Raw genomic sequence first — 14,263 nt, 5'->3', positions numbered from 1 at the left:
CCCTCGATATCGCCGGGCCAGTTATCGACTTCGGTTGTGGTCGTCAACTGGCCGCCTTGCTGCATACCCGTAATAATAACCGGATTCATGTTGGCTCGCGCGGCATAGATAGCGGCCGTATAACCGGCAGGGCCGGAGCCGAGAATCAGAAGGCGGCAATGTTTGGAGTCACTCATTAAAAATCCTTGGTAGTGTCAAGATAAATAAATTAATTATGAAGACGAAAGCGTGTTTCGTAAACAGTTTTATCGGGTACGGCTGACGTGGAATTGCCGAAGTGCGGAGCGAGGTTTAATGCGGATATTATTAATGTGAAACATCCTGTTATTGATCTATAATCATGTTTTATGGGTAATTTATGTGACGAGTTGTTGAGTATGGCTGCTGTAATGGAAGAAAAAACCTTTCGTGGCTTGCGTGAAGTCGCTTTATTAGGCTTCATTGCGGGCGCATTATTTTTTTTAATTTCGCTGATCACGTTTAGTAACGAGGATGCGGGCTGGACGCATAGCGGATCGGTGCAGGCAGTCTCAAACGCTTGTGGCGTTTTTGGCGCGTGGATTGCCGATTTCATGCTCAGCTGTTTTGGCTTGGTCGCTTATTTGTTTCCGGTCATTATCTTCTGGCAAGGCTATTTAATTTACACTCGGGGCAGACAAGGCCGCGAAAAAATGATTATCGCGCTGCAATGGGTAGGGTCTATCGCGACCATTATCTCGGGTGCAGCGTTATTAAACTTGTATCTATTAAGAACGGGAATCGAACTGCCCAGCAACACCGGTGGTATTTTAGGTCAGGAAACCGGCAATGCATTGTTGTCCGTGCTTGGCAATTCGGGAGCGACATTACTCCTGTTAGTGGTTTTATTGGCTGGCGTTACTTTGGTTACCGGCTTGTCGTGGGTAGCGTTAATAGACGCTATCGGCAAATATACCGTACTTATCTGTCAGTCTTTGGGCAGCAGCATTTTGAATTTACTTCAGGACCGCTCAGCCAAACGCGCCCAGATGCCGGTCAATAATCTGGTAAAGCCTGGAGCTAAGAGAAAAATCAGTGCCAAAGCCATGCCGGTGTCGGTGCCCGCTGCCGAAAAACCGGCAGAGAAGCCTCCGGTAAAAAGCAGCTTTGCGCTCAAAAAACAACAGCCAGCGGTCAAATACGATGCCAGCCAAGGTGTTTTACCTTCGCTGGAACTGTTGGACCACCGCGACACCCGCGTTATCGGCTACTCGCAAAGCGATTTGGAAGAAATGTCGCGTCTGGTGGAAGACATTCTGGCCGATTTTAACGTCGTTGTGTCTGTCGTCGGTTTTCATCCTGGGCCCGTTATCACCCGTTTTGAATTACAACCTGCGGCAGGCGTTAAAGTCAGTCGCATCAGCACGCTGTCCAAAGATTTGGCCAGAGCCTTGTCGGTTACCAGCGTTCGCATCGTCGAAATCATCCCCGGCAAATCCGTAGTTGGCCTTGAAATTCCCAACCGGGAACGGGAAATGGTGACCTTGCGCGAGCTGTTGGTTTCGGCGCCGTTTGAGAAATCCAAATCCCTGCTGACCCTGGCGATGGGCAAGGACATTTCCGGCACACCGATGGTTGCCGACCTTGGCAAAATGCCGCATGCGCTGGTCGCCGGTACCACGGGTTCCGGTAAATCGGTCGCCATCAATACCATGATTCTCAGTCTGCTTTATAAAGCGACGCCGGAACAGGTGCGCTTGATCATGATCGACCCGAAGATGTTGGAGTTATCGGTATACGAGGGAATTCCGCATTTATTGACCCCCGTCGTGACCGATATGAAGGAAGCCAGCAATTCATTGCGCTGGGCGGTTGCTGAGATGGAAAGGCGCTATAAATTAATGTCCAAGATGGGAGTCAGGAACCTTGCCGGGTTTAATCAGTTGATAGAAGACGCAACGGCAAGAGGCGAGGCCATCCGGGACCCGATGTTCCAGATGATTAATCCGCTGGAGGACGACGAAGAGTATCCAACTTTAAGCACTCTGCCCAGCATCGTTATCGTCATCGACGAATTGGCCGATATGATGATGATCGTCGGCAAAAAAGTTGAAGAACTGATTGCCCGGCTGGCGCAAAAAGCCCGTGCGGCCGGTATTCATTTGATTTTGGCTACACAGCGCCCGTCAGTCGACGTGTTGACCGGGTTGATCAAAGCCAACGTGCCGACCCGGATTTCATTCCAGGTCTCATCGCGCATCGACTCGCGCACCATTCTCGATCAAGGCGGCGCGGAAACGCTGCTGGGCAACGGCGACATGTTATTTTTGCCCTCAGGCACCAGTATTCCGGTTCGTGCTCATGGCGCATTTGTCGATGACCATGAAGTGCATCGCGTGGTTGAATTTTTAAAACAGACTGCACCGCCCAATTATCTGGAAGACATCACCCGCGATTCTTCCGATTCGAGCGATGGCTACAGCATGGGCGGCGGTGGCGGCAATGGCGATTCCGAAACAGACGCCTTGTACGACGAAGCCGTGCAGTTTGTCACAGAAACCCGCAAAGCCTCAATCTCCAGCGTACAAAGACGCTTTAAAGTCGGCTACAACCGTGCCGCAACCATGATTGAAGATATGGAAGCAGCCGGCGTTGTCAGTTCGCCTGAAAGCAATGGTTCAAGAGTCGTGCTGGCGCCGCCGCCCGTAAGGGATTAACCATGAATATTGCGTTGGTCGGCGTCGTCATCGCGCTGATGGCGACCCTCGGCGGCATTGTTATGGTCAGGCGCAATTCTCCCCAGCAGCCGATGCAAGTCAAAATCGTTCTTTTCGGGATTTATTTCTGGGGATTAGTGTTTTTTCAGCTGGTTGTAGCCGGGTTGGCATATTATTGGCTTAAGGCGTAGTGGTTTGATCTTCCGGGCTTTAGACAAAACGATATCCCGATGCCATAAGACCAGAAAGCGCCCGCTTTAAAGTTATTGTGTTTCATAAGAACGCGAAGCTAAAAAAGCAGGCAAGATTCATATATATCAAGAAAATACAATTATTAATCGAATTTTTAGGCTTATTGACAATAGCCCGGTGAGCTGATACTTTGCTTCGCTGGCACTCGCCTTAACGGAGTGCTAATTTTAGTCGCAGAGGTTGGTGTGAGTAAGACGCAGGTTTTAAATGAGCGGTCGCTACAGCTATTGAAAATGCTGGTTGAACGCTATATCAGTGATGGTCAGCCGGTGGGTTCGCGGGCTTTATCGAAAGATTCGGACTTGAATTTAAGTCCGGCAACTATTCGCAATGTCATGGCCGACCTCGAAGACCTTGGATTGGTGCATTCGCCGCATACTTCAGCGGGACGGGTGCCTACGGTCAGCGGCTATCGCTTGTTTGTTGATAGCTTGTTGACAGTTAAGCCGCTGGAGTCGAAAGATCTATCCCGGCTGCATGAGGGCCTGTCGTTAAGCGAGGACACCAGTGATGTGATCGGCGTCGCCTCGCGGCTGCTGTCTGAGTTAACGCAGATGGCCGGGGTAGTGACTTTGCCTAAAAGAGAGCTGGTGTGCTTGCGGCATATCGAGTTTCTATCTTTATCTCACACCCGTGTTTTGGTTATTTTTGTTACCAATGAGCAGGAAGTCCACAACAAAATCATCCATACCAGCAAAGTGTTCAGCCCCGCCGAACTACAGCAGGCGGCTAATTATTTGAATTCGATTTATTCCGGACGCAGCCTGGATGCAGTGCGCAAAGCCGTCTTAAAAGAGCTGCAGGAAGATCAGGAACGCATGAACCAGGGCATGCTGGATGCGGTAAAAATGGCGCAGCTGGCGTTCGATCAGGACAATAAAAAAGATGATTATGTGCTGACCGGCGAAACCAACTTAATGGGTTTTTCCGAGCTATCCGATATGGATCGGCTCAGAAATCTGTTTGAAGCGTTCAGCCAGAAGCAGGGCGTTATTCATTTGCTGGATCAATGCATGAAAGCCGACGGCGTGCAGATATTTATCGGCGAAGAATCCGGTTACCGGGCTTTTGATCATTGCAGTCTGGTGACCTCATCGTATTCGGTCAGCGACGAAGTGGTCGGGGTTCTGGGCGTCATAGGGCCAACGCGCATGGCCTACGAGAAAATCATCCCTTTTGTCGATATTACGGCAAAATTGTTAGGCGCCGCCTTGAATCCAAAATCAACGACCCCACAATAAATAACATCTGTTTTTTATGCCGCCCGGCATGGATATTAATTTTAAACGTTAAGGAGCTATAAATAATGAGTACTGATCAGGAAGCGCCTGAATCCCAGGTTAAAACTGAAAACGAAACGGTTGTAGAGCCACCGCATACCGAAGTGGCCGAGCACGAGCCTACGGTTGAAGAGTTACAGCAGGCATTGGCCCAAGCTGAGCAAAAAGCCCAGGAGAATTGGGACAAAGCGGTTCGCGCACAGGCGGAAATGGAAAACCTGAAAAGAAGAACGCAAAAGGATCTGGAAGATGCGCACAAATTTGCGCTAACGGGTTTTGCCAAAGAGTTATTGCCGGTATTGGACAGTCTGGTGTTGGGCTTGCAGGCAGCGACAGGCGATAGCGAGGAAGTAAAAAAATTCCGTGAAGGCAGCGAATTAACAATTAAACAATTCGAATCAGTATTTGCTAAATTCAAAATTGAAACGATTGACCCCATCGGTCAGCCGTTTAACGCGGAACAGCACCAGGCCATGACCATGCAGGCCGTAGAGGGCGTTGAGCCGAATACGGTGGTCAATGTTTTCCAAAAAGGATATATGTTAAACGGACGATTGCTTCGTCCTGCGATGGTTGTGGTTGCCAAAGCAGCCGAAAATAAGCCAACAGATACTCCTAGCATCGATGAACAGGCTTGAAATTAAACATAACAGCCTCATATTTGTAACAACTTTTACTTTTTAAATAAATTCAGGTCTGGAGAATTCAATGGCTAAAATAATCGGCATAGATTTAGGAACAACAAACTCGTGCGTTGCGGTGTTGGAAAACGGCGTAGCAAGAGTGATTGAAAACAGCGAAGGCGCGCGCACTACGCCTTCCATTATCGCTTTTACCAGTGACGACGAAGTATTGGTTGGGCAATCGGCAAAACGTCAGGCTGTTACCAATCCCAAAAATACCTTGTTTGCGATCAAACGATTGATCGGTCGCCGTTTTAAAGATGATGTCGTGCAAAAAGATATCAAAATGGTACCTTATAAAATCATCGAAGCTGAAAACGGCGATGCTTGGGTTGAAGTTCACGGCAAAAAAATGGCCGCTCCCGAGGTTTCTGCGCGCGTTTTGATGAAGTTGAAAAAAGACGCTGAAGCTTACTTAGGCGAAGAAGTCACCGAAGCGGTCATTACCGTACCGGCTTATTTTAACGACTCGCAACGTCAAGCCACCAAAGACGCCGGCCGTATTGCCGGACTTGAAGTTAAACGTATTATCAATGAACCGACTGCGTCTGCATTGGCTTTTGGTATGGACAAGCCTAAAGGCGACACTAAAATCGCGGTGTATGACTTAGGCGGCGGTACCTTCGATATTTCAATTATTGAAATTGCCGAGATAGAAGGCGAACACCAATTCGAAGTGTTATCGACCAACGGCGATACTTTCCTGGGCGGTGAAGATTTTGACTCAAGAGTTATTGAGTTCCTTGCGTCAGAATTCAAAAAAGAAAGCGGCGTTGACGTGCATAATGATCCGCTGGCCTTGCAACGTTTAAAAGAAGCGGCGGAAAAAGCCAAGATCGAATTGTCTTCAAGCCAGCAAACCGACGTGAATCTGCCGTACATTACCGCAGACGCATCAGGCCCTAAGCATTTAAACGTTAAATTGACCCGCGCCAAACTGGAATCGCTGGTTGAAGAACTGATTAACCGCACCAAAGGCCCTTGTGAAATGGCGCTGAAAGACGCGAAGTTAACGGCAGCGGATATTAACGACGTAATTTTGGTTGGCGGACAAACCCGCATGCCTAAAGTCCAGGAAATGGTTAAGAGCATTTTCGGTAAAGAACCACGCAAAGACGTTAACCCTGATGAAGCGGTAGCCTTAGGTGCGGCGATTCAAGCGGGCGTTTTGGGCGGCGAAGTCAAAGACGTATTGTTGTTGGACGTTATCCCGTTATCATTGGGTATCGAGACCATGGGCGGCGTCATGACCAAGCTGATCGAGAAAAACACCACGATCCCAACCAATGCATCGCAAGTCTTCTCTACCGCGGACGACAACCAAACCGCAGTAACCGTGCATGTATTGCAAGGCGAGCGTGAAGTCGCATCGGCGAACAAGTCCTTGGGACGCTTTGACCTGGCCGATATCCCGCCGGCACCGCGCGGCATTCCGCAAATTGAAGTCGCGTTCGACATCGATGCCAACGGTATTTTGAACGTGTCTGCCAAAGACAAGGCAACCGGCAAAAAACAATCCATCGTCATCAAAGCATCCAGCGGTTTGTCGGATGATGAAGTTGAACGCATGATTAAGGACGCCGAAGCGCATGCTGACGAAGACCGTAAACTGACTCAATTGGTTGCGGCACGCAACCATGCGGACAGCATCATCCATGCGACTGAAAAATCGTTGAAAGAACTGGGCGATCAAGTCGGCGCGGATGAAAAAAGCAACATTGAACATGCGGTTGAAGCACTGAAAACTGCGATTAAGGGCGACGATAAAGAGGAAATTGAATCCAAAACCAATGACTTAACCGAGTTGTCCGGTAAACTGGCTGAACGCGTTTATGCACAAAAATCAGCATCCGAAGGTGAAGCGTCCGGTGCTCATGACGCTCATGCTTCTTCAGAGCATCATGCTGCGGCGGATGACGGTGTTGTCGATGCCGAGTTTGAAGAAGTTAAAGACGACGACAAGAAGTAAAATGTAAGTTGGAGGCGCATCACCGTGCCTCCTTATGCATTAACTTAAAGCATAAAACCACAAAGAACACGAAGCTCGCGAAGAAAAAACTTCGTGTCCCTTCGTGTTCTTTTTGCGGTTTAGCAGCCCGTCTCTTATCCTCTTCACGGGTATCCCGGACAAAATCAGATAATCATCAAAATCCAACAATAGAATATTGAACCATGGCAAAAGAAGATTTTTACAAGCTTCTCGGTGTAGACAGAAACGCCAGTGATGCAGAGATTAAGAAAAGCTATCGCAGCAAGGCGATGAAGTATCACCCGGACCGGAATAAAGACAACCAGACAGAAGCCGAGGCCAAGTTTAAGCAGATTAAAGAAGCTTATGAAGTCTTATCCGATCCCAAAAAACGTTCCGCTTACGACCAGTTCGGTCATGCCGGAGTCGATGCTTCAATGGGCGGACGCGGCCCCGGAGGCTTTGGCGGTTTCAGCGGCGCTGAAAGTTTTAGCGATATTTTCGGGGATATCTTCGGTGGCGGAAGGCAGCAGCGCAGCAGCGTTCAGCGCGGTTCTGACCTGCGTTACAACCTGGAATTAACGCTTGAAGAAGCCGTATTCGGCACTGAGGCCAAAATCCGGGTGCCGGTGCTGGTGACCTGTAAAGAATGTAGCGGTTCCGGCGCTAAAAAAGGCTCCAGCCCGATTATCTGCTCAACTTGTCATGGTCACGGCCAAGTCAGGATGCAGCAAGGTTTCTTTTCGGTCCAGCAGACCTGTCCAACCTGTCGTGGTACCGGCAAACAAATCAAAGACCCTTGCGGCGCGTGTTATGGTCAAGGGCGCGTTCAGGAAAATAAAACCCTGTCCGCAAAAATTCCGGCGGGCGTCGATACCGGCGACCGCATACGTTTGGCCGGAGAAGGTGAAGCCGGAGAAAATGGCGGACCCGCAGGCGATTTATATGTTCAGGTTCAGGTAAAAGAACACGAGATATTTACCCGTGATGGCGCCAACCTGTATTGCGAAGTGCCGATTAGCTTCCCGACCGCCTGCCTGGGCGGCGAATTGGAAGTGCCGACCTTAAACGGCAAAGTACTGTTGAAAATCCCGGCCGAAACGCAAACCGGCAAATTATTCAGGCTGCGCGGCAAAGGCGTCAAGCCGGTTAGAGGCGGCCCGGTCGGCGATTTGCTATGCAAGGTGCAGGTTGAAACGCCGGTGCATCTGACCAAGGAGCAAAAAGCCCTGGTTGAGCAGCTCAGCGAGTCCCTATCCGGCAGCGGCAAACACCATAGCCCGCAAGAGTCTTCGTGGACTGACGGCGTGAAAAGCTTTTTCGATAAATTAACGGGATAAATCAATGATGCGTATTGCTGTAGTAGGTGCGTCCGGCCGCATGGGCCTTTGCCTGATTAAAGCCGCGGCGCTGGCTAAAAATGCCGAATTGACCGTTGCGGCGTCCCGTCCCGAGAGTCTTGCCATAGGCCGGGACGCCGGTGAACTGGCGGGCATCAGCGAGGTCGGCGTCAAAGTCGTTGATGACCTGGCATCCGTCGTCGACCAATTCGACGTGTTGATCGACTTTACCCGTCCCGATGCGTCAATGGATTTTATCGAGATTTGCCGCGAGGCAGGGAAAAAGCTGGTCATCGGCACCACCGGTTACAGCGACGCGCAAAAAGCCCTTATTGCTGAGGCGGCTAAAGACGTAGCGATCGTGATGGCGCCGAACATGAGCGTCGGCGTCAACCTGTCGCTTAAACTGCTGGCTTTGGCTGCCAAAGTCATGGGCGATTACACCGATATTGAAGTGATCGAAGCCCATCACCGGCACAAAGTCGATGCGCCGTCCGGCACCGCATTGCGCATGGGCGAAGTGATAGCCGATACGCTGGGCCGGGACTTAAAAGACTGCGCGATCTACGGCAGGGAAGGCAATACCGGCGAGCGCGACAGAAAAACCATCGGTTTTTCAACCATCCGTGCCGGAGATATCGTCGGCGAGCATACCGTGATGTTTGCCGACGACGGCGAGCGGGTGGAAATCACCCATAAAGCCACCAGCCGTATGACCTTTGCCAATGGCGCGGTCAGGGCAGCAGTTTGGCTGGCCGATAAGGACAGCGGTTTGTACGACATGCAGGATGTTTTGGGGCTTTCTTGAGTAACATGTCATAAAGGGCGTAGGGTACGCAGTGCGTACCCTAATACTACGTCTAAGTCACTGACCGGTAACGCGATGGATTTGTGCCGCTTATATTTGTTGGTAGAATTTAAGTTGACTTTTAATAGTACTGGTTTGCCTGGTTCACGCCCAATAATGATGCAAGATCCAGCGAAACGGTTGGTTATGGACAGTAGTAAACTTCATGGGAAATTCGTTCCCAACACATCCAAATGCAAATGCCGCTTCATGGCATTCAGATATATTTTGCGTTGCTCGCTTTATCTCGCAGTCATTCCCGTAACGGATTCTAAGCTATGTTATGATTCAGTTATTAAACCTATCAGTAAAAACGGCACAACATGATTCGTAAACTGCACATAAATAATTATAAATCCTTACACGACCTGACCTTGGAGGTCGGGCGATTTAATGTGCTTATTGGCGAGAATGGTTGCGGAAAAAGCAATTTGCTGGAGGCGATTGCTTTGGTCGCAGCAGCAGCAGCCCGTAAATTGGATCATGAATTTCTAGCATCGAGAGGGATTAGAGTGACTGAGCCGAAATTGATGAGATCGGCTTTTAGTGACGAAACCCTGCAACAACCTATAAAAATAGCTGTGGGTTTCGAAAATTTAGATGAAGTAGAGCAATATACGTTAATTAATGATAACCAGCCTTATGCAAAATGGGTCAAAACCCGCAAATTATCTGATTTAGTTTCGATATGGAAGAGAGCAAAGGATATTAAAGGGAGTGTATCAAAACATGAAAGTGAGCTGACGTCCGCCGAAACAGTCTATACAGAGATTGGCGAATTAGAAAAAGAGATTTTGGACTTTGCGACATGTAGTTACTTTGAAAATAATGAAGAAGAGGCAAAAAACTATCTTTCGCGATGTGGAGATATTGAGAATAAAGAAGATAAGGTTAAGAACTTTATTATCTATTCTCCCGAAAACACCGCGCTTAGAAACTTCTACAAAGAAGGCCAAATTGAACCTTTAGGTATTAATGGCGAAGGTTTACTGAAACTATTGAAAGTTATTCAAAGTAAATCGCCTGAACAACGTCAAGACATCCATACTAGTCTACAGCTTTTCGATTGGTATACTGAGCTTGATATACCTAATGATTTATCCTCATCTGAAGATAAAGTGACAATAACCGACCGTTATTTAACCCAAGTTTTCGACCAACGTAGCGCCAATGAAGGCTTCCTGTTTGTGTTGTTTTATATCGCGCTGATGGTATCGGACGATACCCCGAAAATCTTCGCTATCGATAATATCGATACCTCACTCAATCCCAAATTGTGCACCAAGCTCATTAAAGAATTAGTCCGTTTAGCAAAAAAATACGACAAACAAGTTTTCGTGACTACCCATAACCCGGCAGTTTTGGACGGCATCGATTTAGGCGACGATGAGCAGCGGTTATTGGTGTTATCCCGCAATAAACAAGGCCATACCCGCTATAAACGTATCACGCTGGAAGATAAGCCGCGCTCGTCAACCGATGAAGACTTAAAACTATCGGAAGCCTTTTTAAGAGGTTATTTGGGCGGCTTGCCGAAAGGGTTTTAAGTTTTATGCTGTTCGGCTTGGCTTGTGAAGGTGTGACCGATCAGATCACCATTGAAAATATTCTGTGCGGTTACTTTAAAAATCTAGATGATGAAGAAATAACGCATTTACAACCGCTTTTCGATGAAACCGATCGGAAGCAAAAGGATTTTGGCGGTTGGCAAATGCTGCTTGCGTACTTAAGTACGGCACGATTCCGTGACGACGTCCTTAATAACAAATTTATTGTTGTTCAAGTTGATACCGATGTGTCTAACGAAACAGGTTTTGATGTTTCCCAAGTTGACGCTAACAATCAGCCATTAACGTCGGAAGTTTTGATAACCAATGTTATTGCCAAACTGGTTGAAACCATTGATAGTGGTGATGCAGACTTTTATCAACAACATTCAAATAAGATCATTTTTTGCGTCAGTGTTCATTCCCTGGAATGTTGGCTTTATGCATACCATAATAAAAAGCCGCTCAGTAAACCCAAAATTACCGGCTGTTACAAAGCATTGTCTTTCTTGTTGCCGACGACTGAAAAAACCTACCGTTGTTATGATGAACTCAGTCGAGATTTTCTAAAGCGTAAAAACATAGATATTGTTGTAACAAAAGATCCCAGTTTTCGTGTATTCATTCAATCGCTAGAAAAAATAGAAGACTTGGTTAATAACCGCGCTTGAAAGGAACCCGGCAATGTTAAGAATATTCCACACCGCAGACTGGCATCTCGGCCACCATCTGCACGGCGTCTCCAGGCAACTGGAGCATCAGCGGTTTCTGGACTGGCTGCTGGATGAATTGCACAGCAAGCAGGCCGATGCGTTGATTGTTGCCGGTGATATTTTCGATTCGGCCAATCCATCTTCTGCCGCGCAATCCCAGCTTTATGAGTTTTTGGTCAAAGCCAAGACCCGGTTGCCGAATCTGGGCATTGTTTTAGTCGGCGGTAATCACGATTCCGCTTCACGCTTGGATGCGCCGTCTCCGATTCTTAATGCGCTGGGCGTTATTGTGGTCGGTGGCCTGTCGCGGGGCGATCAGGGCAATATCGATTGGGAGCGCTTGCTGGTGCCGCTGACTAATGCAGCGGGCGAGATTAAAGCCTGGTGCGGGGCGATGCCGTTTTTGCGCAATGCCGATCTGCCAGCGACTGCCAGGGATGGCGAGAGTGTCGCAAATGGTATGGAACCAATGCGACCTGGCGAGCAAGGCAACGATCCGTTAATCTCCGGCATGAAAACGCTGTATGCCGAATTGTTTATGCAGCTGCAACAAAAGGCGGGCAATGCCGAGAGCCTGATCCTGACCGGGCATTGTTATATGGTCAACGGCGCGGTGTCCGAGTTAAGCGAGCGCAAAATACTGGGCGGCAACCAGCACGCGTTGCCGGTTGAATTATTTCCCGACGATATTGCTTATGTGGCCTTAGGCCATTTGCATTTGGCGCAAAAGGTCGGCGCTAACGAGCATATCCGTTACAGCGGTTCGCCCATTCCGCTGTCGTTTGATGAAAGCGATTATCCGCATCAGGTCATTCAGGTCGATGTCAAAGCGGGGCAGCCGGTTGAAACCGTCGCCGTTAAAATTCCCCGTAGCGTGCAATTACTCAGAATACCGAATGGCAAAGATTTTGCCGTGTTGCCGGAAGTGGTCGACCAGTTGCAAAGCTTGACGCTGGAGGACTTGCCGATCGAACAACGGCCGCTGCTTGAGCTGCGCATCAGATTGGAAAAACCGGAGCCCGGATTGCGCCAGCAGATTGAAGAAGTCATCGCCAAACTGCCGGTGCGCTTACTGAAAATTTCCACTGCTTACAGCGGCAGCGAAAAAAGCCTGGCCGATTTAAAAATCGAAGAACGCCTGGAAGAACTGCATCCGCTGGATGTTTTCCAGCGCTGTTATCAAAACAAGTACGACAAGGAAGCGCCCGAAACCATGAATGCGCTGTTTAATGAGCTGTTTGAAAGCCTGCAAGGAACGGACTGATGCGCATTTTAGCGATACGCGGAAAAAACCTGGCAAGCTTGGCCGAGCCGTTCGAGATTTTGCTGAATGCAGGCCCCTTGGAGCAGGCCGGATTGTTTGCGATTACCGGGCAAACCGGGGCCGGTAAAAGCACGATACTGGATGCCTTATGCCTTGCACTGTACGACAAAATCCCGCGCTTGCCGGACGGCCACGGTTTTGCGGTAGGCCATAAAGATGAGGATGAGAACCTGCGCGTGGTTAGTACTGACGTGCGCTCGATACTGCGCCGGGGTACCAGCAACGCTTATGCCGAAGTGGATTTTATCGGCAAGGACAAGCAGCACTACCGTGCGCGCTGGGAAGTCAGCAAAGCCCGGGGCAAAGCGGATGGGCGCTTGCAGGCGCAGGAAGTCGCGTTGACTAAAATCGATGACGGCCAGCGCATCGGCCAGGGCAAGAGGGACACTCTGGAAACGATCAGTGAATTGATCGACCTGAATTTCGACCAGTTCCGCCGCTCAGTGCTGTTGGCACAGGGCGACTTTGCCGCATTTTTAAAAGCCAAAAAAGACGAGCGTTCAAGTCTCTTGGAGCGCATCACCGGCACCGAACTTTATTCCGAGCTGTCCATCGCCGCGTTCGAGCGGGCCCGGCAGGAAAAAGAAGCGCTAAACCAGATTGCTAACCGGATGCAAGACCAAATCCCGTTGGATCAAGATGCCCGGCAACGGCTGGAACAGCAACGTGATCAGTTCATCGGCCAGATAGCTGATCTTGACCTACAAATCGCCGGCAACCAGAAAATCATCGACTGGTATGCCGAGCTGAAAAAACTGCAACAAGCTGAACGGGATGCCCGTGACAATCTTGCCGTCAGCCAACAAGCTTGGGATGCGGCGGAAGCCGATCGGCAGCTAATACGAAAAGTCGAAGCCGCACAGCCGTTAAGGCCATTGTTAAGCCAGTACCAAGTAGCACGCGTCGAGCACCGGGATGCCGAGCAAAAACTCAAGGACAGCAGCGAGCAGCAGATAGCCGCAGAAACCAGACTGCAAGGCGCAAAAGAACAGCTCGAAATTTTGGCTGTTGCATTAACCGAAGCCGAACAGCAACAACAGCAGGCGCAACCGGTATTAATTAAAGCGCGGGCCTTGGACACGCGCATCGATATTATCCGGCTAGCGGTCGAGACTTTAACCACGGAAGAAAACCAATTGCTTAAGGCGCTGGATGCGACTGAAAAAGAGCATCAATTGCTGTTAAGCCGGCAAACCGAACAAACCGCTGCGCTGCAACAGCTCAATATCTGGCTGGAACAAAATCAGGCGGTTAAGCCTATCGCCGCCGAATGGAGCCGATGGGATGCCGAGCTGGAACGCTATCAAACCTTGAACGCCCGGAAAACAGACGACGCACTCAAAGCGGAGCAGTTAAATCTGTCGGTTGCCAAGGATGAATGTAGTCTGGCGGGGCTAAAGCTTGCGATTGAGAGCAGTCACAAAAAGCTGGAACAGCATCAGCAAGCGCTGGCGCAACTGAAAACACAGGACAGCAAGCAATCGCTTGACGGCCTGCATCAAGCAAAAGGCGAGCTTGAAAACCAGCGTGAGCAGATCACACTGGCGCTGAGTCTGGCGAGTAACGCCCAGGAACTGCAACATGTTATCAAGCAGGACAAGGATGAATTGGCAGCAACAGAACAGACGCTTAA

At 49.4% G+C, this 14,263-nt stretch carries 12 protein-coding genes; 11 read left to right on the top strand and 1 reads right to left on the bottom strand.

Annotation, left to right across the window (positions count from 1 at the left end):
- A partial coding sequence (locus M0R47_RS20190) for an FAD-dependent oxidoreductase (protein ID WP_292558157.1) occupies nt 1-176 on the bottom strand: 176 nt, incomplete at its 3' end.
- A 201-nt stretch (nt 177-377) separates the two neighbouring features.
- Between M0R47_RS20190 and M0R47_RS20185 the strand changes: the two genes are divergently transcribed.
- The 11 genes from M0R47_RS20185 to M0R47_RS20135 all read left to right on the top strand — a co-directional run.
- Entirely contained in the window at nt 378-2,675 is a 2,298-nt protein-coding gene (locus tag M0R47_RS20185) for a DNA translocase FtsK (protein WP_292558156.1), read from the top strand.
- Between the two features lie 2 nt (nt 2,676-2,677).
- Nucleotides 2,678-2,866, top strand: a complete 189-nt coding sequence (locus M0R47_RS20180) for a hypothetical protein (protein ID WP_292558155.1) — start codon at nt 2,678-2,680, stop codon at nt 2,864-2,866.
- 246 nt (nt 2,867-3,112) lie between these two features.
- Entirely contained in the window at nt 3,113-4,168 is a 1,056-nt protein-coding gene (gene hrcA / locus M0R47_RS20175) for a heat-inducible transcriptional repressor HrcA (protein WP_292558154.1), read from the top strand.
- A gap of 65 nt (nt 4,169-4,233) precedes the next feature.
- Nucleotides 4,234-4,845 (top strand): nucleotide exchange factor GrpE, encoded by a 612-nt coding sequence (gene grpE, locus M0R47_RS20170; protein ID WP_292558153.1) that lies wholly within the window; start codon nt 4,234-4,236, stop codon nt 4,843-4,845.
- A gap of 70 nt (nt 4,846-4,915) precedes the next feature.
- Nucleotides 4,916-6,859, top strand: a complete 1,944-nt coding sequence (gene dnaK / locus M0R47_RS20165; RefSeq protein ID WP_292558152.1) for a molecular chaperone DnaK — start codon at nt 4,916-4,918, stop codon at nt 6,857-6,859.
- Nucleotides 6,860-7,062: 203 nt separating this feature from the next.
- Nucleotides 7,063-8,199: a molecular chaperone DnaJ gene (dnaJ, locus tag M0R47_RS20160; protein WP_292558151.1), complete on the top strand. Its 1,137-nt coding sequence runs from the start codon at nt 7,063-7,065 to the stop codon at nt 8,197-8,199.
- A 4-nt stretch (nt 8,200-8,203) separates the two neighbouring features.
- On the top strand, nt 8,204-9,007 hold the full coding sequence (gene dapB, locus M0R47_RS20155; RefSeq protein WP_292558150.1) for a 4-hydroxy-tetrahydrodipicolinate reductase: 804 nt from the start codon (nt 8,204-8,206) through the stop codon (nt 9,005-9,007).
- Nucleotides 9,008-9,369: 362 nt separating this feature from the next.
- The gene (locus tag M0R47_RS20150; RefSeq protein ID WP_292558149.1) at nt 9,370-10,593 is read left to right on the top strand and encodes an AAA family ATPase; all 1,224 of its coding nucleotides are present in this window, start codon (nt 9,370-9,372) and stop codon (nt 10,591-10,593) included.
- Between the two features lie 32 nt (nt 10,594-10,625).
- On the top strand, nt 10,626-11,264 hold the full coding sequence (locus M0R47_RS20145) for a hypothetical protein (RefSeq protein ID WP_292558148.1): 639 nt from the start codon (nt 10,626-10,628) through the stop codon (nt 11,262-11,264).
- A 13-nt stretch (nt 11,265-11,277) separates the two neighbouring features.
- On the top strand, nt 11,278-12,570 hold the full coding sequence (locus M0R47_RS20140; protein WP_292558147.1) for an exonuclease SbcCD subunit D C-terminal domain-containing protein: 1,293 nt from the start codon (nt 11,278-11,280) through the stop codon (nt 12,568-12,570).
- Nucleotides 12,570-14,263 (top strand): AAA family ATPase (locus M0R47_RS20135; RefSeq protein WP_292558146.1); only part of this gene is annotated, 1,694 nt, incomplete at its 3' end. The genes M0R47_RS20140 and M0R47_RS20135, both read left to right, overlap by 1 nt.

Source organism: Methylobacter sp. (genome assembly GCF_023227905.1).
Classification (GTDB): Bacteria; Pseudomonadota; Gammaproteobacteria; order Methylococcales; family Methylomonadaceae; genus Methylobacter_A.
Note: the sequence above shows the minus strand (reverse complement) of the source record. Positions and strands in the feature narration are given on the sequence as shown.